At 75.7% G+C, this 23688-nt stretch carries 17 protein-coding genes; 9 read left to right on the top strand and 8 right to left on the bottom strand.

The genetic code is table 11. The features are described 5' to 3' along the window. Positions 1-59: 59 nt before the first annotated feature. From HHL19_RS28960 to HHL19_RS28985, 5 genes are read right to left on the bottom strand one after another with little or no spacing between them, the layout of a single operon-like run. Positions 60-506, bottom strand: a complete 447-nt coding sequence (locus tag HHL19_RS28960; RefSeq protein ID WP_346768542.1) for a hypothetical protein — start codon at positions 504-506, stop codon at positions 60-62. Next, the gene (locus tag HHL19_RS28965) at positions 503-1447 is read right to left on the bottom strand and encodes a Gfo/Idh/MocA family oxidoreductase (protein WP_169093324.1); all 945 of its coding nucleotides are present in this window, start codon (positions 1445-1447) and stop codon (positions 503-505) included. The genes HHL19_RS28960 and HHL19_RS28965 overlap by 4 nt, the downstream gene beginning before the upstream one ends. Beyond that, positions 1444-2595 carry an Ldh family oxidoreductase gene (locus HHL19_RS28970; protein ID WP_169093325.1) on the bottom strand — a complete coding sequence of 384 codons (1152 nt, stop codon included), beginning with the start codon at positions 2593-2595 and terminating at the stop codon, positions 1444-1446. Before HHL19_RS28970 ends, HHL19_RS28965 begins: the two co-directional genes overlap by 4 nt. Then, positions 2592-4844, bottom strand: coding sequence for a M20/M25/M40 family metallo-hydrolase (locus tag HHL19_RS37820; RefSeq protein WP_346768541.1), 2253 nt, complete (start codon positions 4842-4844; stop codon positions 2592-2594). The genes HHL19_RS28970 and HHL19_RS37820 overlap by 4 nt, the downstream gene beginning before the upstream one ends. After that, positions 4828-5853, bottom strand: a complete 1026-nt coding sequence (locus HHL19_RS28985; RefSeq protein ID WP_169093326.1) for a Gfo/Idh/MocA family oxidoreductase — start codon at positions 5851-5853, stop codon at positions 4828-4830. Before HHL19_RS28985 ends, HHL19_RS37820 begins: the two co-directional genes overlap by 17 nt. 261 nt (positions 5854-6114) lie before the next feature. On the opposite strand from HHL19_RS28985, the gene HHL19_RS28990 reads away from it, so the two are divergent. From HHL19_RS28990 to HHL19_RS29025, 8 genes are all read left to right on the top strand, one after another. Continuing rightward, positions 6115-7272: a DegT/DnrJ/EryC1/StrS family aminotransferase gene (locus HHL19_RS28990; RefSeq protein WP_346768540.1), complete on the top strand. Its 1158-nt coding sequence runs from the start codon at positions 6115-6117 to the stop codon at positions 7270-7272. Beyond that, on the top strand, positions 7269-8444 hold the full coding sequence (locus HHL19_RS28995) for a DegT/DnrJ/EryC1/StrS family aminotransferase (RefSeq protein ID WP_169093328.1): 1176 nt from the start codon (positions 7269-7271) through the stop codon (positions 8442-8444). The genes HHL19_RS28990 and HHL19_RS28995 overlap by 4 nt, the downstream gene beginning before the upstream one ends. A gap of 58 nt (positions 8445-8502) precedes the next feature. Beyond that, on the top strand, positions 8503-9855 hold the full coding sequence (locus HHL19_RS29000) for an FAD-dependent oxidoreductase (RefSeq protein ID WP_169093329.1): 1353 nt from the start codon (positions 8503-8505) through the stop codon (positions 9853-9855). After that, positions 9852-11468, top strand: coding sequence for a class I adenylate-forming enzyme family protein (locus tag HHL19_RS29005; protein ID WP_206325776.1), 1617 nt, complete (start codon positions 9852-9854; stop codon positions 11466-11468). Before HHL19_RS29000 ends, HHL19_RS29005 begins: the two co-directional genes overlap by 4 nt. Beyond that, positions 11465-12307: a methyltransferase gene (locus tag HHL19_RS29010; RefSeq protein WP_169093330.1), complete on the top strand. Its 843-nt coding sequence runs from the start codon at positions 11465-11467 to the stop codon at positions 12305-12307. Before HHL19_RS29005 ends, HHL19_RS29010 begins: the two co-directional genes overlap by 4 nt. Next, the gene (locus HHL19_RS29015) at positions 12304-13290 is read left to right on the top strand and encodes a UbiA family prenyltransferase (protein WP_169093331.1); all 987 of its coding nucleotides are present in this window, start codon (positions 12304-12306) and stop codon (positions 13288-13290) included. The genes HHL19_RS29010 and HHL19_RS29015 overlap by 4 nt, the downstream gene beginning before the upstream one ends. A gap of 195 nt (positions 13291-13485) precedes the next feature. Continuing rightward, positions 13486-13689, top strand: a complete 204-nt coding sequence (locus tag HHL19_RS29020) for a cold-shock protein (protein WP_169093332.1) — start codon at positions 13486-13488, stop codon at positions 13687-13689. Positions 13690-13872: 183 nt separating this feature from the next. Beyond that, on the top strand, positions 13873-15486 hold the full coding sequence (locus HHL19_RS29025; RefSeq protein ID WP_240981934.1) for a DEAD/DEAH box helicase: 1614 nt from the start codon (positions 13873-13875) through the stop codon (positions 15484-15486). 24 nt (positions 15487-15510) lie between these two features. Here HHL19_RS29025 and ligA read toward each other — a convergent pair whose 3' ends face one another. The 3 genes from ligA to HHL19_RS29040 are packed head-to-tail and all read right to left on the bottom strand — an operon-like array spanning position 15511 to position 19325. Beyond that, the gene (gene ligA, locus HHL19_RS29030; protein WP_169093334.1) at positions 15511-17619 is read right to left on the bottom strand and encodes an NAD-dependent DNA ligase LigA; all 2109 of its coding nucleotides are present in this window, start codon (positions 17617-17619) and stop codon (positions 15511-15513) included. 57 nt (positions 17620-17676) lie between these two features. After that, positions 17677-18684, bottom strand: a complete 1008-nt coding sequence (locus HHL19_RS29035; protein ID WP_169093335.1) for a nucleotidyl transferase AbiEii/AbiGii toxin family protein — start codon at positions 18682-18684, stop codon at positions 17677-17679. Next, the gene (locus HHL19_RS29040; RefSeq protein ID WP_169093336.1) at positions 18681-19325 is read right to left on the bottom strand and encodes a hypothetical protein; all 645 of its coding nucleotides are present in this window, start codon (positions 19323-19325) and stop codon (positions 18681-18683) included. The genes HHL19_RS29035 and HHL19_RS29040 overlap by 4 nt, the downstream gene beginning before the upstream one ends. Before the next feature lie 85 nt (positions 19326-19410). Here HHL19_RS29040 and HHL19_RS29045 point away from each other — a divergent pair, with 85 nt between their 5' ends. Next, entirely contained in the window at positions 19411-23655 is a 4245-nt protein-coding gene (locus HHL19_RS29045) for a HEAT repeat domain-containing protein (RefSeq protein WP_169093337.1), read from the top strand. Positions 23656-23688 lie beyond the last annotated feature (33 nt).

The raw sequence follows: 23688 nt of genomic DNA on the forward strand, positions 1-23688 counted from the left end.
GGCCGGCCGGCACCCTCTCGGGGGGTGCCGGCCGGCCGTTTCCCTGTCGCCCGCCCGGATCAGCCGGCCGGCGCGAAGACCACGGGCGTCTCGGGTTCGAGGGCCAGGGACCGGCCGGTGAGCAGTCGGGGCGCGTGGATCACGATGTTGTAGTGGTTGGGCAGGTGGCAGCCGTCGAAGCCGAGCACGGTGCCCACCGGCTCCCCGCCGATCAGCACCGCGTCGCCCCGGTCGACGACCCCGCCGGCCTCCAGCTCCACGAAGCCGAGGAAGCCGACCCGGTCCACCCGCGCGCCCGGCGCGTCCGTCCACCGGTCGGTCGTCAGCAGCTCGTGGACCTCGCCTCGGCGGACGCAGCGGGCCGCGAACGGCTCCAGGGTCATGCCCCGGTCCGTGCGCTCGTGCAGCAGCACCTTCACCAGCGTCCCGCACACCGCGCGCTTGGGGCCGTTCTCGTGCCGGCCCGCGTCCAGGGACGCGGCGGACACCACGGGGGGCGCGGTCACCGGGCCGCCTCCACGGCGTAGACGTCGGCGACCAGCCCGAGCGCGGCCAGGCCGCCCTCGACGGCCCGGGACGGGTCGGGCAGGCCGCGGAGCCCGGCGACCTCCCTCAGCACGCCCTCGTACTCGTGCCACAGCGACTCCTTGAAGCCCGGGCGGCCGCCCAGCATGTCCGCGGAGAGCTCGGTGCCGTCGCTGAGCCGCACGACGACGTCCTTGACCTCCCCGGGGTACGACCAGTCCAGCTCGACCAGGCCGCGGCCGCCCGGACCGGCCAGCTCGACCACGGCCTGCCGGTCGGTGCCGGCCCCGTCCCGGGTCACCGTCGCCGCGACGACCTCCAGCGGCGTCTCGCCCAGCAACAGGCGGACGAGGTCGAAGGCGTTGGGGCCGTTGTCCGCGACGCAGCCGCCGCCGCAGCGGGCCGGGTCCAGGTACCAGGTGTCGGCGCCGATGTGCTCCTCGATCCGCTCCAGGTACCGCACCCGTACGGACTCCACCCGCACCGGCGCGTCCGGTGCGGGCAGCCGGTCGAGCAGCGCGAGGACCCGGTCGTTGTAGCGGCGGTGGAAGGCGGTGAGGAGCGGGACGCCGTACTCCTTGGAGAGCGCGGCCAGACGGTGGCCGTCCGCCGGGTCGAGGGCGAGCGGCTTCTCCACGCAGACCGGGACGCCGGCCCGCAGCGCGTCTGTGCACACCTCGGCGTGCGCGTGGTTGGGCACGGCGACCACCAGGGCGTCCAGCGGGCCGGCGGCGAGCAGCTCCCGGTGGTCGGTGTGGCAGGCGACCCGGCCCCGGAACGGGGCCAGGGCCTCCTCGCGCAGGTCGCAGACCGCGGCGACCTCCCACTCGGGCATCCGCTCGGCGGCGGCCACGTAGAAGCGGGAGATCACGCCGAGCCCGGCGATCCCCAGGCGGAGCGGGCGGTCCGCGGGGGGCGTCATCGGTTCTCCTCCGGGATGGCCGGGAGGCGCAGGCCGAGGGCGGTCAGTTCGGCGTGCAGCGCGGCGGAGAGCGGGACGCCCGAGGCGCGTCGCCGCTCGGCCCGTTCGGCCTCGGGGTGGCCCGGGTAGCGCACCGGTCCCTGGCCGGGCAGCGGCGGGCAGTCGACGATCGTGCCGAACATCTCCCGGGCGTCGTCCTCGAAGCCGTCGCGGAGCACGTTCGGGGCGATGGCGAGGACGAGGAAGCCGATGTCGTCGTCGTCGCCACCCGGCCTGCCGTCGCCCTCCAGGGCGGCGGGGGAGGGGCCGGTGGCGGCGCCGGGCAGCACGGCCGCGAGGAGTTCCACGGCGAGGCCGAGGCCGAAGCCCTTGAAGGCGCCGGTCGCGGGCGTGCTGCCGAGCCAGCCCAGCCAGGCCTCGCCCCGGTCGTAGGCGGCGGCGTCCCGCACCGGCCGTCCGGCGTCGTCGGTGAGCCAGCCCTCGGGCGCCTCCCGGCCGTCGCGGGCGGCCGTGCGGATCCGGCCGGTGGGGACGACGGTGGTGCTCATGTCCAGGACGAACGGGCGGCCTTCGAGGGCGGGTGCCGCCACGCTCAGCGGATTGGTCCCCAGGAGGGCGGCGGCGCCGAGCGGCGGGCGGGCGATGCGCTGGCCGCCGCAGTTCGAGGCGACGACACCGATCATGCCCCGGTCGGCGGCCCGCTTGGCGTGCACGCCCGCGCAGCCGAAATGGGTGGCGCCCCGCACCGACACCAGGCCGATGCCGCAGCGGGCGGCGCGCTCCACGGCGAGGTCCATCGCCTCCGACGCGGCCCACAGGCCGAGCGCACGCCGGTGGTCGACGGCGACGCAGGGCCCCAGATCGCGCAGGACCAGCGGTTCGGCGACGGGGTCGGCGCCGCCGGAGCGCAGCAGCGGCCCGTAGAGGCGCGCCAGGTTGAACACGCCGTGCGAGTCCATGCCGGTCAGGTCGCCGTAGCAGAGCGCCTCGGCGGCGAGCCGGGCCCGGCCCTCGGGGAGGCCGAGGCGGACGAAGCAGGCGGCGGTCTCGTCGAGCAGCGTCTCGTACGCGACCGTCACCTCGCGGCCCCCTCCCGGTGCCGGGCCGGAGCTCCGGGGTACGGCGCCGTCGGGCAGCGTGGACGTCATGCGGTTCCTGCTTTCTCGGTAGGTGCCGGTACGGCGCGGTGGTCCGGGCCGTACCGGAGGTCGTCGGCGAAGGCGGTCAGCAGCGCGGCGACACGGTCCGCGAAGGTCTCCAGGTCGGCGAGGTCGACGAACTCGCCCGGCGCGTGGGCCCCGTTGGCGTCCAGGGAGCCGGGGCCGAACACCGTGGTGAAGGCGGCCTCCGTGCCGTCCAGCCAGATCGCGTCACAGGTGAAGGCGGGCTCGTCGTCGGGCCACCGGGGGATGCCCGCTCGGGCCAAGAGCTCCTCGCCCCAGGCCGGTTGGGGGCCGAGGGCGGGCAGGCCGCGCTTCTCCCAGTCGAGGCGGGTGATCCGGGCGGCGTCGGCCGCCGTCCGCGCGAAGAGGGGCAGGCCGGAGAAGCGGGCGGTGAACTCCCGCAGCCCCTCGTCGAGGGCGCGGGCGAGCGCGCCCTCGGCGGCGGCGCCCGCCTCGGCGGTCGCGTAGGCGAGGTTCAGCAGCAGACTGCCGGTGCCGTGCACCTTGTTGTGCAGGGTGCCGGTGTGAAGGCCCGCCACGCAGACCGTGGGCGAGGGTCCGCCGGAGGGCGCCGGGCCGAGCGCGGCGGCGAGGTGCTGGGCGAGGAAGCCGAGGAGGACGGTGGCGTTGTGCCCGGCGCCGGGCCGGTCGTCGACGGCGTCCTCGCCCTCGACCGAGATACGGGCGGTGGCGGCGGCCGTGGCGCGCGGCAGGTGGCGCAGCCCGGTCGGCTCGCAGAACACGTTGAGCCGGCCCACGTGGCCCGCCTCCACCAGCGGCCGGGTTCCGAAGGTGCCGAGCGCCCCGCCCTCCTCGCCCGCCACCGCCTGCACCAGGACCGCGACGTCCCGCCCGATCGCCGGTCGGCGCGCGACGGCGGCCGCGACCCCGGCGAGCAGCCCGACCGCCGGGCCCTTCGCGTCGACCGCGCCCCGGCCGTGGAACCGGGACCCGTCGAAGACCGGCGGCGCGCCGCCGGCGACGGTGTCCAGGTGCACGTTGAACATCACCGTGCGCTCACGGGGCAGTTCGGGCCCGAGACGCAGCACGAGGCTCGGCTGGCGCTCCAGGAACGCGGGGTCGGCGGCGACCGCGCGGCGTACCGGCCGCGGGGTGTCGTCGCGCAGCACCGCCTCGGGGGCCGGGGAGCCGAGACGCACCGTCGCGAAGCCGATCCGGGCCGCCGCGGTGGCGTACGCGTGCAGGGCCGCCGTCAGGTGATGGGGCGCGTCCGGGCCGGTCTCCAGGGGGCCCGCGGTGGGCGTGTGGAGGAGGTGGAGCAGCAGGCCCGTGTCGATGGGGGGTGGTGTGTGCGGCTGGTTGGGGGCGGTGGGGGAGGGAATCGGCCGTGACGGGGCCCCCGGGGCGGGCCGCGCGGGCGCGGGGATCCGCAGGGTGGCCAGACGGCGGGCCGCCCGGACGAAGGGGGCGGTCGTGTCGGTGCCCTCGGCGTGGAGGCCCTCGTGCGGGATCACCGCCAGGTGGGGTTCGAGGGAGTACGCGCCCCGGTAGCCGTGGTCCTCCAGGATACGGACGCAGTCGGCGACCCGGGCGACGCCCTCGCCGGGCAGCGTGTACGCGGCCTCGCCGGGGCGGGCGCCGGGCAGGGCGTCCTTGACGTGGACGTGGGCGACGTGCGGCAGGAGCCGTTCGAGGAGGGCGTGGCCGTCGTAGCCGTACGGCACGCCGTTGCCGATGTCGAAGAGGACGCGCAGCGCCGGGCTGTCCACCTCGGCGAGGAGCCGGAGCGTCCGGTCGGCGTCGGAGCCCGCCCAGCCCGCGCAGTTCTCGTGGAGCAGTTCGACGCCGAGCCGCTCCGCCCGGCGGGCGAGCCGGCGCATGCGGTCGATCGCCTCGGCCGCCCACTCCGCCTCGGGCAGCCCGCCGTCGGTCCACGACATGACGCGCAGGCTGCGGCAGCCCAGCACCCTGCCGTGCTCGGCGAGCCGGTCCAGCTCGTCCAGGTCGGCGGAGAAGGGGCCGGTGACCGGGCGGGCCCAGTTGCCGATCCGGGAGTCGAGGCAGACCACGCCGAGCCCCGCCGCGTGCAGCCGCGCCGCCGCCTCCCGTACCGCCTTCGCGGGGAGGTCGGCCAGGGCGGTGCCGTCGAGACTGCGGAGTTCCAGCGCGGACCAGCCCAACTCCCGGGCGACGGCGATCTGTTCGGCGAGGCCGGGGGCGGCCTCGTCGCCGATGCCGGTGATCCGGCCGGTCAGGTCAACGGGCCACGGCACGGCGGGCCTCCTCGTCGTGCTCGGCGACCGTGTCCGCCGCGCAGCGTCGCTTGGCCGCGTCGAGGATGCGGACCACGTCGGCGTGCAGGGCGAACTCCGCCTCCCAGGAAGGCTCTTCGGCGGAGGCGAAACGGGTGTAGGTCCGGTGCAGGAAGGAGGCCAGGGCGTCGTCGAGGAACACCTCGCGGCGTCCGTCGGCGTCCAGCTGGACGTGGTCGTCGGCGTCGCTCGGCGCGAAGTGGCCGACGAGCGTGCCGCGTTCGAAGGTGAGGGAGACCCGCCGCTCGCGGACGGGGGCGGTGAGGTCGGAGTGGATGCGGGTGCGCACCCCGTTCGCGTGGAGGAGGTCGAGCACCGCCGAGCCCAGGCCGGGGCGTACCGTCTCCCCGATCCGCAGGTCGGTCAGCCGGGCGCCGGTCGTCTCGGCGGGGCCCGCGAGCGACAGGACCAGACCCAGGGAGTGCGGCAGCTCCACGTCGAACGCCGTGGGATGGCCGTCGTCGGGGCGCAGCGAGCGGGTGAAGCGCGGCTTGTGCTGGACGACGTCGATGCGCAGCAGCCGGCCCCGCTCCCCCGAGGCGAGGGAGGTGCGCAGCCGGTCGGCGAGGCCGGAGGCGGGCCAGTGCGCCACCACCGCGACGCGCAGGGCGTACCGGCTCACCAGCTCGGTGACGGCGGCCAGTTCGGCGGCGTCGGCGGCGAGCGGCTTCTCCACGACGAGGTCGCGGTAGCCGGCGGCGGCGAGCTCGGCGAGGACGGAGAGCCGGGCGGCGGGCGGGGTGCAGACGTGGACCACGGCGCGCTCGGGCGGCAGCAGGGCTCGCGCCTCGTCGAGCGTGGCCGTGACGGTGACGCCGTCGGGGACCGGGGCCCGCTCGCCGGGCCGGGGGTCGACGGCGACGACCGGACCGTGCCAGAGCCCGGGCGAGCGGGCCAGGGCGGTGCGCAGGGCCCGCAGGTGCAGCCCGGCGCCGGCCCGGCCCAGTCCGATGATCAGGGGCTGCCTCATACGGTTGTTCCATTCGGTGATTCGGGCGGGACGCAGCGAAGAATCTCGCCGCCGCGTGCGACAGCGGTCAAGGAAATCGGAGACATGATCACCGAGAAGTATGAATTTCCTTTGGGGATTCGTGACGCCGTTCTTCGTACTGTTACGCTCGCTCGGCAGGCTTTCAGGGCGGGCACCGACCCGGCCCTTCATCCCTCTCGGGCCTTCTCTCCGGCCCCAGTTGACGCCGGCGTCCCGTCGGCCGAGAAGAATTGTTTCCGCGTGACGCGATCCAGTATTCCCTTTTTCTCCCAGGCGAAGACGTTCGAAAAGATCTGGCCGGAACTGCGCGCCGGAGTGGACGAGATTTTCGCCGACGGCAAGTTCTCGCATTCCCGTCGGGTGGGCCTCCTGGAAGACGCCCTCGCGCGGTACACCGGCGCCCGCCACGTCATCGGCGTGAACAGCGGGACCGACGCCCTGGTGCTCCTCCTCCAGGCGTGCGGGCTGCGCCCAGGGGACCGGGTCCTCGTCCCCACGTACTCCTTCGTCGCCACCGCCAGCGCCGTCGTCCTGGCCGGCGGCCGGCCCGTCTTCACGGACGTCGAACCGGACACGTACGCCATGAGCCCCGGCACGATCCGGGACGAGGACGCGGACGGCGCCCGGTTCTTGATGCCCGTGCACCTCTTCTCCCGGATGGCCGACATGGCGGCGCTCTCCGCCTACGCCGCCGACCGGGGCATCACGCTCCTGGAGGACAGCGCCGAAGGCATCGGCATGCGGCAGGACGGCGTCCACGCCGGGCTGCACGGACGCGGCGGCGTGCTCTCCTTCTTCCCCAGCAAGACGCTCGGCGCGCTCGGCGACGCCGGAGCCGTCCTCACCGACGACCCCGAGCTCGCCGAGCACGTGGCCGCCCTCCGCCACCACGGCCGTACCGGGCGCACCCTCGCCCACTTCCCCGGCATCTCCAACGAGACCGTGCACATCGGCCACAACAGCAAGATGGACGACCTCCAGGCCGCCGTCCTGCTCGCCAAGCTCACCGTCCTCGACGACGACATCCGCCACCGCGCCGCACTGGCCCGCCGCTACGACGCGGGCCTGCGCGACACACCCGGCATCACCCGGCTGCCCGCCGTCACCGGCGCCCCCGACGAGGTCTTCTACGTCTACCTGATCGAGACCGAACGGCGCGACGCGCTCGTCCACCACCTCCAGGACCAGGGCATCGGCACCGAGACGTACTACCCGCGCCCGCTCCACCTCCAGCCCTGCTTCGCCGGACTCGGCCACCGGCCGGGCGACTTCCCCGTCGCCGAGGCCGCCGCCCGCGCCGCCGTCGCCCTGCCCCTCCACGCCGACCTCACCGAGGCCGAGGTGGACCGGGTCTGCGCGGCCGTCCGCGCGTTCCACACCGGGAAGGTGCCCGCATGACCACCACCGGCGACCGGGCCACCGAGCCGACCGCCGACCCCGGCGACCGCGTCCCCTTCTTCCCGCCCGACCTCTTCCACGAGGACCGCGACACCCTGCTGCGGCTCCTGTACGAGATCGGCACCGGCGCCGACCAGAAGTTCATCCTCGGCGACCGCACCCGCCGCTTCGAGGACGCCCTGCGCGAGCGGCTCGGCGCCGCCGACGTCATCGCCTGCTCCAGCGGCACCTCCGCCCTCCAGCTGATCCTCACCGCCCTCGGCATCGGCGCCGGCGACGAGGTCGTCGTCCCCGCCTTCGGCTGCGCCCCGCTCGCCGCCGCCGTCCTCCACACCGGCGCCGTCCCCGTCTTCGGCGACATCGACCCCCGCACCCTCACCCTCGACCCGGCCGACGCCGAGACCCGCGTCACCGGACGGACCAAGGCCCTGATGCCGGCCCACATGTTCTCCGTCATGGCCGACATGCCCCGCTTCACCGCCCTCGCCGCCGACCACGGCCTGCGGCTCGTCGAGGACTCCGCCGTCGCCCAGGGCGCCGTCCTCGACGGCACCCCCGCCGGACTCTGGGGCGACGCCGGGCTCTACTCCTTCGTCCAGGTCAAGTCCTTCGGCATGCCCGGCGAGGGCGGCGCCGTCGTCACCCGCGACGAGGAGACCGGCCGCACCGTCCGCATGCTCCGCAACCACGGCCAGGACGGGGTCAACCGCTTTCTCCACCACCGGATCGGCGTCAACAGCCGCTTCGACGAGATCCAGGCCGCCTTCCAGCTGCACCGGCTTGCCGGCCTCGACGCCCGCCTGGAGCGCCGCGCCCGCATCGCCGCCCACTACACCGAACACCTCACGGGACTGCCCGGCCTCACCACCCCGCCGCCCGGCACCGACGGCCGCTGCTACTACGTCTACACCCTGCTCGCCGACGACCGGGACGCCCTGCGCGACCACCTCGCCGCCGCGGGCGTCGACACCCACGTCTACTACCCGAGGACCCTCCCCGAGCAGACCGCCTTCGCCCCCGTCGCCGCCGCCCGCCCCGGCCCCGGCCTGCCGCACGCCCGCGACGCCGCCCGCCGCCACCTCTCCCTGCCCGTCCACCACCGGCTCACCGACGCCCAGGTCGAACGCGTCACCGACGCCGTCCGCGCCCACGTCCTGCGCACCCGCCGGTGACCGCACCGCCCCGGACGGGCCGCGCCCCCCGCCCCCGCCCCGCACGGAGTAGCCCCGCATGACCCCTGACCTCGACATCGCCGTCATCGGCTCCGGACTCGCCGGACTCGCCGCCGCCCACGAACTGCGCCGCAACGGCCACGAGGTGTGCGTCTTCGAGGCCGCCGACGCCCCCGGCGGCCGGATGCGCAGCGTCCGCCGCGACGGCTACCTCATCGACACCGGGGCCGAACAGATCTCCGCCCAGGGCTACCGCGCCACCTGGCAGCTGATCCGCCGCGCCGGACTCACCCCCGACGACGTGCCCCGCATCGGCCGCCCCATGGCCGTCTGGCGCGGCGGCCGGCCCCACAACGGCGTCGGCGAACCCCGCGCCGTCCTCACCGGCGCCGGACTCGTGCCCGCCGCCCGGCCCTCCCTGGCCCGCTTCCTCGCCTGGGGCGGACGCCGCCGCGGCGAGATCGACCACGACCACCCCGAGAGCACCCCGCTCGGCTCCGACACCATCGCCGACGCCGCCCGCGCCTACCACCCCGACCTCCACGACCACCTGCTCCAGCCGCTCTCCGCCGCCTTCTTCGGCTGGGACGCCGGACGCAGCGCCGCCGCACCCCTCGTCGGCCTGCTCCTCGCCGTCGGCCCGGTCTCCGCCTGGCGCACCTACCGCGGCGGCATGGACCTCCTCGCCACCCGCCTCGCCGCCGGACTCACCACCCGCTACGGCCACCGGGTCGACCAGGTCACCGACCACGGCGACCACGCCCGGCTCACCGTCGACGGCGCCACCCTCACCGCCCGCGCCGTCGTCCTCGCCGTGCCCGCCCCGGTCGCCGTCCGGCTCACCGGGGGCCCCCACCCGGCCGACGCCGGCTACGTCGCCGCCTCCACCTTCCGGCCCATGTTCAAGGTCAGCTGCGCCCTCGACCGGCCCCTCGCCCCGCGCGGCGGCGGCTACGCCCTGCTCACCCCCGCCGTCGAGGAACCCCTGCTCTCCTGCGTCATCGCCGACCACCTCAAATGCCCCGACCGGGCCCCCGCCGGCGCCGGCCTGATCAGCCTGCTCGCCTCCCCGCGCCGCATCCCCGAACTCGCCGAGGCCACCGAGGAGGAAGCCGCCCGCCGGCTCACCGCCGCCGCCGAACGGTACGTCCCCGGCCTCGGCGCCGCCCTCACCGCCACCCACGTCCACCACTGGCCCGAGGCCATGCCCGAACTCACCCCCCGCGCCCTCGCCGTCCGCCCCGCCTTCCTGCGCCGCCCGGCCCGCGCCGTCGAGTACGCCGGCGACTGGGTCGCCGCCCGGCCCTCCAGCGAGGGCGCCGCCCGCTCCGGAGCCCTCGCCGCCGCCCGCGTCCTCGCCCACCTCGCCCCGCACCGGGGCCGTACCACCCGGCAGGAGACCGCCGCATGATCCCCCACGACCTGGGCACCCTCTTCGACGAGCTCGCCGACGCCGGCACCCCCACCCGCGTCCACCTCGACCGCCCCTTCGACCTGGCCCCCTCGCCCACCGGCGACGGCGCCACCGAATGGACCGTCCCGGAACTCGCCCTGCTCGTCCAGGAGACCGCCGGCGCCCTCGCCGCCGCGGGAGCCGGCCCCGGCGACCGCGTCGCCATCGTCAAGGCCAACCACTGGGACTACGACCTGATCGCCTGCGCCGCCGTCCGCACCGGCGCCGTCCCCGTGAAGCTCTCCGACCGGGTCGCGCCCGAGGCCCTGCGCGTCCTCCTCGACCGCTGCGCCCCCACCGTCCTCGTCACCGACGCCGACGTCCTGCGCCGCGACCCCACCGTCGACCTCGCCGGAACCGCCCGCACCACCGTCGTCCTCGGCCCCCGCGACGCCCTCCCCGACGGCACCGTCCACCTCGACGAGCTCGCCGGAGCGGCCGACCCCGGACCGCACCCCCGCGACGACGACGCCCCCCTGGTCGTCGTCCACACCAGCGGCACCACCGGCGTACCCAAACTCGTCACCCACACCACCCGCACCCTCATCCACCACCTCGCCCGCTTCGAGACCCTGCCGACGCCCCGCATCGGCCTGCGCCGCGACGACAGCCTCTTCAACGCCAGCTCCTACGCCCACGGCCGCACCATCTGCTGGACCGCCGTCGCCCCCGTCCGCGCACCCCGGCACATCTCCATCGACTCCCAGGGCCGGCCCGACACCGCCGACCTGCTGCTGCGCGCCCACCCGCCGACCGTCGTCGAGGCGCTGCCCGCCCACTACGTACGGCTCCGCCCGCTCACCCGCCGCCTGGACCAGCCCTTCCGGGACGTCCGCACCTACATCAGCACCTACGACGCCGTGCACCCGCCGGTCATCCGCTCCTACCTCCAGGCCAGCACCCGGCGCCGGCCGCTCTGGATGCAGGGCTGGGGACAGAGCGAGACCGGCCCGCTCACCTTCGCCTTCCACACCCGCCGCTCCGTCGCCCGGGCCGCCGACGGCACCGCGACGACCGCGCGCGACCTCGGGCGCCCCGTCCCCCTGAAGACCCGCCTCAAGGCCGTCGACCCCGACACCTTCCTCCCCGTGCCCGCCGGCACCCCCGGCCTCATCCTGTGCCGCACCAAGGCCCTCGCCCCCGACTACCCCGGCGAGCCGGAACGCTGGGCGGCCAAGGCGCACGGCGGCTGGTGGAACACCGGCGACATCGGCACGATCGCCCGCGACGGCAGCGTCCGGCTCCTCGACCGCGAGGTCGACCACCTCCCCGGCTTCAGCTGCCTCCAGGCCGAGGACATGCTGGAGGACCTGCTTCCCGAGGCCCTGGAGTGCGTCGTCCTCGCCCGGACCGGCGGCGCCGCACCGCTGCCCGTCGTCGTCACCGAGGACGGCACCCTCGACCCGGCGAGCTGGAAGCGCGCCGCCGACGGCCTCCCGCCGCTCGCCGAACCCGCCGTCGTCGCCTGGGACGAGGTCCCGCGCACCGCCACCGGGAAGGTCCGCCGCGCCGTTCTCCTCGAACAGCTCACCGGCAGCGCCGAGACCTGCGGCACCGGCCGCTGGACATGACCGCGGCCCCGCCCCCCGCGCCCGGCGGCTACGTCTTCGACAACGACAGCCCGCACAGCGCCCGCCACCACGCCTCCCTCGAAGGCGCCCTCGACCCGCTCACGCTCGGCCACCTCCGGGAGGCCGGCGTGACGCCCGGCATGGACTGCCTGGAGATCGGGGCCGGCGCCGGCAGCGTCTCGCACGCCCTGCTCCGGCTGGTCACGCCCGGCGGCACCGTCACCGCCACCGACATCAAACCGGGCCGGATCGCCCCGGCACCCGGACTGACCGTGCTCGCCCACGACGTCGTCACCGACCCGCTGCCCGAAGCGGCCTACGACCTCGTCGTCGCCCGCCTCGTCCTCCAGCACCTGCCCGAGCGGCAGGCCGTCCTGGACCGCCTCGTCCGCGCGCTCCGGCCCGGCGGACTCCTCCAGATCGACGAGTTCGACGCCGGACACGAACCGTGCCTCCTCGCGCCCTCCCCGCAGGACGCGCGGCTCTACGAGCGCTTCACCACGGCCAGGACCGACCTGATGCGCGCGGCCGGCGGCGACCCCACCTGGGGCCGCCGGGCACCCGCGGCACTGCGCGAGGCGGGCCTCACCGGCCTCCGCATCCGGCCGCACGTCCTGGTGCGCGCCCCGGGCACGCCCGCGCTCGGCCTCCAGCTCCACCACCTCGACCACCTCGCGCCCCGGCTCCTCGACGCGGGCTTCACCCCCGCCGAGCTCGACCGGCTCGGCGCGCTGATGCGCGACCCGGGGTTCGCCGCCGCGACCGGCGTCCTCTACTCCGTGCAGGGCCGCCGCCCCGCCCGTACCCCCCTCCCCACCCCACGCTCCGAGGCGACATGACAGACTCCACGCTCACGACGACCACCGCGCCCGCCCCCGACGGGCCCCCCGCCCCCGCCGCCGACAGCAGGCTCAGGACCTACGCGCGGCTCGGCAAGCTGGACGTCTACGACTACTACCTGGGAACCTTCATCGCCCTCTCCGCCGTCCTGCTGCCCGCCGGGGCGCTCACCGGGCGGACGGCCGCCCTCTTCGGCGTCTTCCTCGTCGGGCAGGTCCTCCTGCTCATGGCGATGACCGCCTTCGACGACGTCACCGGCTTCCGCGACGGCAGCGACATCACCAACTACGGCCCCGACCACCCGCTGCGCAACGTGAAGCGCAAGCCGCTGGTGGCGGGGGCGCTCACGGTGCCCGAGGCGCTGCGCTTCGCCTGGGCGTGCGCCGTCCTGGCCGCCCTGCTGTTCGCCGTGACCGCCGTCCTCGCCCCGCACCGGCCGGCCTGGACCTCGATCGGGCTCGTCGTGCTGTGGGTGGTGACGCTCCAGTACTCGTACGGGGTCAAGCTCAGCTACCACGGCTTCCAGGAGCTCTACCTGGTCGCCCTCGGCTTCGCCCTGGTCATCCTCCCGTACGGCATGGTCACCGGGCAGGCCACCGGCTTCCTGCTGGTCCAGGCCGTGCTCTTCGGTTTCGGCCCGCTGATGTTCGGCGTCTACTCGAACACCAACGACGTGGACGGCGACCGCGCGGTGGGCAGGCCCACCGTCGCCGCCCTGGTCTCGGAGCGCGGGAACGCCCGGTTCATCGGCGCGCTCTCGCTCGCCGAGTTCCTCACGATCGCCGTCGCGAGCCTGGTGGGCGTCGCCCCCTGGTGGTTCGTCCTGGTGATGCTGCCGGCCTCGCTGCTGCGGCTGCGCCAGTACCTGCTCGGCTTCCGGTCCGGCGACATCATGCGGGCCCGCCGCACCGGCTTCGCCGTGCACCGGCTCGGCGTCGTCCTCATGATCGTGGCCAACCTGCTGGCGGCCGTCACCGCCTGAGCGGCGACCGGGGGCGCGCGGCACACCGACGCGCGCCCCCATCAGCCGTGTGAGCCGGATCGTGCTACGGTGGACGTGTTGCAGTTGTGGTACCCATGAACCTATGTGCGCCTGACCGGAATGCTTTTCCGCAGGCGCATATTTCGTTTTACCGGCATCTCCGGATGGGGCCTCTGCCTACAGAAGGAGAACGTCATGGCACAGGGAACCGTGAAGTGGTTCAACGCGGAAAAGGGCTTCGGCTTCATCGAGCAGGACGGTGGCGGTCCGGACGTGTTCGCCCACTACTCGAACATCAACGCCTCCGGCTTCCGTGAGCTCCAGGAAGGCCAGCGCGTGACCTTCGACGTCACGCAGGGCCAGAAGGGCCCCCAGGCGGAGAACATCGTCCCCGCCTGATCGCCGGACATCAGTCCGTCACCCGCCGGGGTTCGCACCTTCGTGGTGCGGGCCCCGGTTTGTGCTGTTCGAAGAAAGGCAGTGTCTATGTCCCGCAGGCCCCGGAAGTCGAGCAAGCGAGGCTCCGCTCCCGTCTCGGTTCCTCCCTCGGCTCCCTCTTCGGCCTCGGTCGGCGAGTTCCGCATGCCGGAGAGCGCGACGCCCGCCCTCCCCGCCGTGGACGACTTCGCCGCACTGGACATGCCGGCGGGACTGCTCGCGACCCTGACCGCACAGGGCGTGACCACGCCCTTCCCGATCCAGGGCGCGACCCTGCCCGACTCGCTCGCCGGCCGTGACGTGCTGGCACGCGGCCGGACCGGCTCCGGCAAGACCCTCGCCTTCGGGCTCGCGCTGCTCGCCCGTACGGCCGGGCGGCGGGCCGAGTCCAGGGCGCCGCTCGCGCTGGTCCTGGTGCCCACCCGTGAGCTGGCGCAGCAGGTGACGGACTCCCTGGCCCCGTACGCGACCGCGGTGAACGTCCGGATGGCGACCGTCGTCGGCGGCCTCTCGATCACCAAGCAGGCCGCCACGCTGCGGCGCGGCGTCGAGGTGGTCGTGGCGAGCCCCGGCCGGCTCAACGACCTCGTCGAGCGCGGCGACTGCGTCCTGGACGACGTGGCCATCACGGTCCTGGACGAGGCCGACCAGATGACCGACATGGGCTTCCTGCCGCAGATCACCAAGCTGATCAAGCAGGTGCGGGGCGACGGGCAGCGGATGCTCTTCTCCGCGACCCTGGACAAGAACATCGACCAGCTGGTCAAGCGCTTCCTGACGGATCCCGTGGTGCACTCCGTCGACCCGTCGGCGGGCGCGGTCACCACCATGGAGCACCACGTGCTCCACGTGCAGGACGCCACCGACAAGAAGGCCGTGACGACCCGCATCGCGGCCCGTGACGGCCGGGTCATCCTCTTCCTCGACACCAAGCGGTCGGCGGACCGGCTCGCCAAGCGGCTGCTGTCCGTCGGCGTCCGGGCGGCGGCCCTGCACGGCGGCCGCACCCAGCCGCAGCGCAACCGCACCCTGGAGCAGTTCAAGAACGGCCAGGTCACCGCGCTGGTGGCGACGAACGTCGCGGCCCGCGGCATCCACGTCGACGACCTCGACCTCGTCGTGAACGTCGACCCGCCGGGCGACCACAAGGACTACCTCCACCGGGGTGGGCGCACCGCCCGCGCCGGCGGCTCCGGCAGCGTCGTCACCCTCGTCCTGCCCGAGCAGAAGCACGAGTTCACCAAGCTGATGCGGGACGCGGGCATCCAGCCCCGTACGACCCGCCTGAAGTCGAGCGACGAGGAGCTGACCACCCTCACCGGCGCCCGTGAGCCGTCCGGTGTCGCCGTCACCATCGAGGTGCCCCAGCAGGCCGCCCCGGCGGCCTCCCGCCCCGCCCGCAAGCCGGCGGGCGAAGCCGGCACCCGCCCGCCGCGGCGACGCCGCGGCGGGGGTGGCGGCACCGGAGCCCGTGGGGAGGGCGGCGCCGCCCGTGGCGCCGGTGGCGGCGCCGACGCGAAGGCCGGTGCGGGTGCCCGTGGTGGTGCCGGCGGCGGTGGCGGTTCTCGTGGCGGCGCCGGTGGCGGCGCCAAGGCCGGCGGACGGGGCTCCGCCGCCGGTGGGCGCGGGACCGCTCGTCGTACGGGCTCCGCCGCGGCGGGTGCCGCGAAGGGCGACGGCTCCGCCAAGCCCGCGGCGCGGGGCGGCGAGCGGCGGTCGCGCCGGCGCACGTCCGCGCAGGGCGGCGGAGCGGCGTAACCCGCCCCCCGGAGCCGTGGGCGGTCAGGGGAGGTAGTCGGCCACGAGGTCGGCGAAGGCCTCCGGGGTGAGGACCTCGACGCCGAGCTTCTCGGCGGTGACCGCCTTCGAGCTGGGCCTGCCCGTGGGGGAGGGGGCGGCGACGAGGTAGCTCGTCCTCCCGTTGACGCCGCTGCCCGCCCGGCCGCCGGCCCGTTCGATGAGCTCGTTCATCTGCGAGCGGCCGAAGCCGTCGAGCCGACCGGTCATCTTCCCGGTGACGACGACCGTCCTGCCGGCGAGGGGGCCCGCGGCGGCGGGTGCGGAACCGTCCGCGTCCGCCTCGGCCGTGTCCGCCGCGCCGGCCGGGCGTCCGGGCTGCTGAGGCTCCGTCATGTTCACACCCGCCGCGATCAGTTTGTCGACGACGGGCGCGAGCGCGGCCAGTTCGGCGACGACCACCGGGGCCTTCTCCGGGCCGATGCCCTCCACGGCGAGGAGGTCCTCGGCGCTCGCGGCGCGGATCGCCTCCATCGTGCCGAAGTGGGCGGCGAGCCGCCGCGACATGCGGCGGCCGGTGCCCCGGATGCCGAGGGCGCAGAAGACCCGGCTCAGCGGGCGGCTGCGGGCCAGCTCGAACTGCTCGGCGAGCTTCGCGCCGCGCCGGGCGCTGCCGGAGGCCGCCGACAGCTGCTCCTCGGTGAGGGTGAACAGGTCGGCCACGTCGGTGACCAGACCGGCGTCGATCAGCGCCTTGACGTAGGTCCTGCCGAGGCCGTCGACGTCGAGGACGTCGCGCCCGGCGGCGTACTCGATCAGCGGGGCGAGCGCGCAACCGGCGCCCTTCGCGCACCGCCAGCGCTCCTGGCTCTTGTCGATGTCGCCGCCGCAGTTCGGGCACGCGGCCGGCAGCGGGACCGGCACGGCGTCCTCGGGGCGCAGCTCGGCCACGGGGGCCTGCACGCGCGGGATGATGTCACCGGCCTTGTAGACGGTGACGGTGTCGCCGAGGTGGAGGTCGCGGCGGGCGATGTCCGCGGGGTTGTGCAGGGTGGCGCGGGAGACCGTGGAGCCGTCGATCTCGACCGGGTCGAGGACGGCGGTCGGCGCGAGCACGCCGGTGCGGCCCACCTCCCACACGACGTCGCGGAGCACCGTCTGCCGCTCCACCGCCGACAGCTTGTACGCGATGGCCCAGTAGGGGAAGCGGCTGCCGAGGCCCGCCTCGGCCTGCTCGGCCGCGCTGTCCGCCTTCACGACGACGCCGTCGATGCCGAAGGGGAGCCCGGCGCGCAGCGCGGCGATCGCGTCCACCCGGGCCTGCGCCTCGGCGATGGTGGCGACCACGTGCAGCCCGGCGGGCGTGTCGGCCGTCGTGCGGACGCCGGCCGCGGCGACCGCCGCCAGCGTCTCGGCGTGCGTCGCCCCCACCGGAAGAAACGATCCGCCGTCCAGGTCGACGGCGCCGTACGCCCAGAACGCCATCTCCAGGCGGTACGGCCGGTCCTTGGCCCGCAGCGTCCCCGCCACCGCGTTCCGCGGGTTCGCGAACGGCGCGCCGCCGTGCGCCACGCGGACCCGCTGCGCCGTCTCGAACTGCTCCTGCGTGAACAGCACCTCGCCCCGCACCTCGAACGTCACCGGCTCCGCCAGCCGCTCGGGCAGCCCGACGACCGAACCCACCACATGGCTGACGTCCTCGCCGTGCGTGCCGTCGCCGCGCGTGACGACCTGCACCAGCTGGCCGTCCCGGTACCGCGCGGCGACCGCCGCGCCGTCCAGCTTCGGCTCGACGGCGAACCCGCCCTCCACCGGCCGGCCGAGCCGCCGCTGCAGGGAGGCGTCCCAGGCGACCAGCTGCTCGGGACCGAACACGTTGTCCAGACTCAGCAGCCGGGTGGTGTGCGCGACGTCGCCCGCCGGCGCGGCCCCGTCCGCGACGAGCCCCGTCGGCGAACCGGGCGCCTCGTCCGGGTGCGCCGCCTCCCACGCCAGCACGGCCAGGCGCAGCGCGTCGTACGAGGCGTCGTCCAGCGGGCTGTTCTCGCCCGCGTAGTAGGCGCCGGACGCGGCGCGCAGCCGGTCGAGCGCGTCCTCGTAGGCGGCGGAGCTGGACAGGACAAGGTGCGCCTCAGCGGCGGGAATCGCGGTCATGGACCCATCGTGCCGTGAGGGTCTGACAACGCCCCTCCGACGCCCGGCCGGGCCCGCTCAGGAGGCGAACGTCGGGGCCAGCGCGGTCACCAGACGGGTGGCCAGCTCCTCCCGGAGGGACGGGCCGGAGTCCTTCCCGGCGCCCGCGTGGTCGTCGGGGAAGGCCGCCCAGTCGACCTCGCGGGCGGCCTGCTCGAACACGGCGGGGCCGAACGGCACGCCGATGTCCAGGGGCCACTCGTCGGCCTCCTTCAGGACGGTCTCCAGGAGCGGGAGGGGCAGGGTGCAGCTCTCGGCGAGGAGGACGGCGTCGTACAGGTCCTTGGCCTGCGGATGCATGTCGCAGCTCAGCCAGAGCAGCTTCCACGCCAGGGACAGTTCACGGTCCGCCGCCCGCACTTGCACTCCGGCCACCTCGGTCGGCCGCGGCGGGGTCGGCAGGCGCTCGTGGAAGACGAAGTCCAGCTGCACCTGCCCGCCGGGCAGGCCCGGCGCGCTCCACGGCAGCACGAGACGGTGGCCGGGGACCCGTTCGTAGGTCCAGATGTACTCGGTCACGGCGCCGGCGTCGTCGATCACCAGGTCCAGGTCGAGCGCCCGGGCGAGCCGGCCGGCGGACCGGCCGATGTCGTCGAGCATGGTCCGGGTGCGGGGCTCCTCGATGCGCCAGGTCTCCGGGACGACGACGAAGTCGATGTCCTTGGGCGGCCTGGCCGCCTCCCCGAACCACGCCGACATCAGCATGCTGCCCCGCAGCACCAGCGAGTCCGCCCACGCCGAGCCCGCGACCGCCGCGAGCACCAGGTCCAGGGCGGAGCGGCGGGCCGCCTGCCAGCGGGCGCGCAGCTCCGGGTCCTCGATGACGTCGTCCGTGGGACGGAAGGCCTCCCGGAAGTGCATCAGGGCCGGGTCGAAGGCGTGGTGCCGGACGGCCGCCGCCCCGACTCCGGCGGTCAGCGTGCTCGGGTGCGCACTGCTGCGCCGCCGGTACTCGGCGGCCGGCTCACCGGCCGTGCCGGGCCCGTTCGGGATCGGATCCGTCCAGGTCGTACCGCTGTCGCTCATGCCTTCTCCTCCGGGGTGCCGGGCTCCAGCCAGCCCGCGTCGATCGTCGGGTCGCTGTCGCGGAGCACCCGTTCGCGCTCCTCGCCGACCACCTCGTATCCGGCGGCGAGCAGCTCCGCGAGGAGGGCGTCGCAGGCGCGGAGCGCCTCGGGCGCCGGGCCGGGGTGCCGCTGCGTCACGAAGCGTTCGTGGCAGCCCCGGGGGCCGGGCAGGGCCCGCCGGGCGTTCCAGGAGACATGGGCCCCGTGGGGGACGACGAGCGCTTCGAGCGCGGCGCGGTCGTACGGCGACGGCAGCGCCAGCTTGAGGTGGTGCTCGTGGTAGCCGCCGCCCGGCCCCACGGGCTCCGTGCTCCACGGCACGGTCTCCACCTTGACCCGCACCGGCGCGAAGCCGTCCGCCCGCAGCGCTGCCACCAGCGCCGGATACCCCGTCCGGTCGGGGAGCGTCAGCATCGGCTGGACGGGCGTCCGGCCCCGGGCGAGCACGATGGTGGTGAGCTTCAGGCCCCGGCGCGCCGCCCACGCCTCCAGACGGTCCAGTTCGGGCCCGGTCGTGCGGCGGAGGGTCACGTGCGTCTCGTACGGACCCTGGGTGTCGGTGGATCCGGCGCCCTCGGGGGCCTGGTCTTTCGGGTGCACGTTCGAGCCTTTCTGCCTGCGGGGGTGAGTGTGCCAGACCGGCCGCCGTCCCTTCATCCGGATATGCGGACCGTACGATCCCCGGATGCGCCCCACGTCGAACCCCCAGGCCGGCCCGAGCCCGAAGCCCCCGCATCCCGTCCCGGCGAGCCCGGAGGCGGCGCTCGCCCTGGCCGCCGCCGGAGCGGCTCCGCCCGGGTGGCGGCGGTGGCCGGACGCCGTGCTCGCGCCGTCCGTGCGGGTGGCGCTGCTGCGGGCGGAGCTCGTACGGGAGCCCGCGGCGGTGCTCGCGCACGAGGACCGCGGGGAGGTGCTGTACCAGGCCGTTCGCGGTGTGCACGCGCGCGTGGAGACGGCCGGGGCCGTACCGGGGGTGTACGCGGGCGCGCCCGCGTGCGTGCCGGAGCTCGTGCGTGAACTGGCCGGTGCCGGGGACGCCGTGCTGGAGGGGGAGGCGCTGCGGCTGGCCCGGGAAGGGCTGCGTACGGGTGGGCTCACGAGTGGATTCGTACGCGAGGTGCTGACCCGGCTGGCGGACTCGTCGGCCGAGGGCGTGGTGCAGGGTGCGCTGAACGAACTCGCGGAGCCCTGGGCGGCGTTCGAGCCGCTGCCGCACGCCCGGCTCGCCGATCTCCTCGCGCCGTCCGCGCGGTCCGTGCCGGCGGCGACCGTCGAGGCGGTGCTCACCGTCGCCGCCGCACACGGGCACGGGGAGCTGCTGTGGTGGGTCGCCTCGGACGCGGACCGGTTGCCGCCGGGGGTACGCGGGTGGGCGCTGGCCCTGTACGGGGAGCAGGCGCGGCGGGAGGACGCGGCCGCGGTCCTGGACCTCGCGGGGGTGGACCCGCTGCTGCTCGCCGGACCGGCGGTGGAGTGTCTGCGCGCGATGCACCGGCGCGGCCACTTCGTCACCGACGCGGACGTGCCCGCCGTGCTGGCCCTCGCGCTCGCCGACCACACCGTTCCGGCCGAGGCCGTGGCGACGGTGCTCTTCACCGCGCGGCACGCGCTGCTGGGCCTGCTCGTCGACGCGCCTCCGGACGATCCGGAGTGGCCGCGCCGGCTCGACCTGCTCGTCGCGCTGGACGGGCAGGGGGTCGGGGGACTGCCGGTCGCCGGGGAGATCGCGCGTCTGCTGCCGCTCGCGCAGGCGCCGGGGCCGTTCTTGAGGGCCTTGCGCGTCCTGCGCGACCCCCGCACCGAGGACGCCGTCCTCGACGCCCTCCCGTACGCCCCCGCCGACGCCCTCCACGCGCTGGAGGCCGTGGGCGGAGCGCGTACGGTACGCGTCCTGGGCGCGGGCCTCGGCCTCGACGCGGTGGCCCCGGACGACGCTCCGACCACACCGGAACCCGCCCTCGTCGAACGGGCGTTGCGGGGGCATCGCAAGCGCGCCCTGGAGCTCGTCTGGCTGCTGAACGACGACCCCGACGTCCGGCGACAGCTGCTCGCGCGGGTCGACGCCGCCGAGCTGCCCGCCCGCATGGCCGCCGACCTCGGCGGACCGGACGAACGCGAACTCGCCCTCCTCGCCGCCCACCTGGACCCGGAACAGCCCGTCGCCGCCCTCCGCCGCCTCGCCGCGCACGCCGGACCGGGCCTCCTGCCCGCCCTCGCCGACCTGCTGCTCCGGATCGCCGGGGAGGCGGCCGCGGCCTGGGAGCCCGGCGGCACGGGACCCGTGCCCGGCGCGGAGCCGGTGGTGCCGGAGGAGGCCGTGGACGCGCTGAGTTCCCTGGGGCGCCGGCTGAGGCGGCGCGGCCGGATCCGGCCCGGGTGCCTCCTGGACGTGTTCCGGGACGACGACGCCGGACCGGCGCTCGTCACGGACGTGGTCCTCGGACTGCTCGAACGACCCGCGCTCACGGCAGGCGAACAGGCGGTGCTGCTACGGGTGTTGCTGGATCTCCCGCAGGCCCCGGTTCGTATGATCCGGCCCCGCGTGCATCACCTCCTGCGCCACCCCGACCGGCATGTGCGCAAGCACGTCGTCGCCCTCCTCGCCCGCGACACCACGGGCGACGGCGTCGCGGCCGTGTCGGCGACGCTCCTCGCGCTCACGGGCCCCGACCGGGATCCGCAGACCGTACGCCAGACCCTGAGCGCCCTCGGGGACGCCGGGGCCCGCTGGGCGTCGGACGCCATCGCCGGCTGCCTCGCCCACCCCGCCATGAACGTCCGCAAGACCGCCGCCCGCGCCCTCGCCACCGCGGGAACGCCCCGGGCCGTCCCGGCGCTCCTCGACCGCCTGGCCCGCGACGACAACCCCGGTCTGCGCACCCACCTCCTCGACGCCCTGAGCGCCCTCCTCGGCGACACCCTCACCGCCACGGTCACCGCGGCGGCCGACCGTGCCACCGAGGCGGCCGCCCGCGCCCGCCTGCTCGCCGCGCTCGCCGTCGGACCGGAGCCGGAGCGGGACGAGACCGATCTGCGGCACCTCACGGAGGAGGGCTGGGATCCGGCCGCCGCCCTGCGCCTCGCCGAGTCCCGGCCGTGCGCCGTGCGGCTGGGAGCGACGCGCCCGTACCTGGCCGACTGGCTGGAGCTCGCCGCCACCTCGGCCGAGGCGCGGAGGGCCGTTCTGGCCGTGCTGCCGACGGAGGTCTGCCCGGCTCCGTGGGCGGCGGTCGAGCGTACGGTGATCGCCCGGCATGTCACCGTCCTCCTCGACGGCCTCGCGGAGGCCGAGGGGGAGGTGAGGGACGGAATCCTCGCCCTCCTGGAGTCGGTCGCGGAGCGCGTCGCCGACCGTGCCGAAGTCGTCGCGGCCGTACGGGCGTTGCCCGTGCGAGGGCTGGGCCGGCGTTCCGCGCTGTCGTTGCTCCGGCGCGCCGGAGCGGTCGTGGTCCGTGCCGATCTGGACCGCGAACTCGCCTGCGCCGCCCGGGGTTCCGAGCCGTCGGAGGCGGGGGCCCGGGTGTTGCGGGAGGCGTTCGGAGTGGAGGCCGGCGAGGTCTCTGGGTCCTCCCGGCGCGGTGAACTCGCCCTCGCAGTACGGAGTGCGCGCACCTTGGCCGCCTTTCGGGGGCAGGCGCGTCCGGCGGGGTCGCGCGAGCTGCTCGCCGCGCTGGTGGAGGTGTGGGGCGGGGCTTCGGAGGACGTACGGGCGGCGCTCGTCGACTGGATGACGGAGCTTCAGCCACTCGACGCCCCGCCGTGGGACTTGGCGGAGCCCGAGCCGGTGGCGGTGCGCCCCGTGGACCTGGACGAACCCCGTTCCGCCGCGCGACGGGACCGGCTGTTCGCGCTGCTGACCTCCGGCGACCCGAAGCGGCGGAACGAGGACGCGAGCGCCCTCCTCGCCTGGCCCGAACCGGCCCCGCGCGCCGCCGTGCTGGCCGCGTACCTGCGCGGACGGGTCGACGAGCCGACGGCCTACGATGCGTCCAAGGCTCTGGCGCAGGCCCTGACGGAGGCGGCTCCTGAGTCGCTGCGCGACCCGGAGCTCCGGCCCGAGCGGGTCGCCCGGGCCGCCCGGCTCGCCGCCGGCCTCGACGAGCGGCGGCTCAGGCCCCTGCTGCCCCTGCTCCTGGACCTGTGGCAGCACGGGCCGACGGAGGCGCGGTCCGACGCGTACACCGCGCTGCGGTGGCTGAACGGCGATGACCTGGCGGCGCACCTGGAGGGCCGGCTCGTTGCCGGGGAGGTGGGCCTGCTCGAACTGTTCGCCGACCGGCGCCTCCAGTCCACGCCTCTCCTCGCGCGGTTGGCCGAACGGCACCCCGACGCCGGGATCGTCCTCGTCGACGGACCGCCGTACGGCCCGGAGGCGGCCGAGCGGCAGGCGGCGGCGCTCCGCGCACTCCGCGCCCGCGCCCCCGCTCCCGTACCGGACGGGTCCTCCCTCGCGTACGGGGAACTGGTCGCCCTGCTGCGGTCGCCGGAGCCCCGGCGGGTCCGGCGTGCGCTCGCCGCTCTGACGGAGCGTCGGGGCGAGGCCGAACCGACGCTCCTGGAGGGCGAGTTGCGTGTGCTGCTGACGCACCGAGAGACAGGCGTACGCCTCCACGCGCAGCGGGTCGCCCGGGCGCTGCTCGACCGGGACGCGTATCTGCGGCTGACCGAGGTGCTGCTCGGCGACGCGCAGCCCGACGTGGTGCGCAGCGCGATCCGCGTGCTGTCGCAGGCGGGCCGGAGGTCGGCGGTCCCCGTGTTCGTCACGCTGCTCGACCACGGCCGGGAGACCGTACGGCGCACGGCTGAGGCGGCCGTCCTGCACGCGGGCGCGGAAGCGGTGCCGCCCCTGCGGAGGGCCGCGGCCCATGCGCGGCCCGACCGTCGGGCCGTGTACGAATCGCTGCTGGCGCGGATCGCGGAGGACGGGTGACGGGCGTTGCGGCATGCGCGGGGGGCGGCGTAG

It is taken from the genome of Streptomyces sp. R302, assembly GCF_012927245.1.
GTDB lineage: Bacteria > Actinomycetota > Actinomycetes > Streptomycetales > Streptomycetaceae > Streptomyces.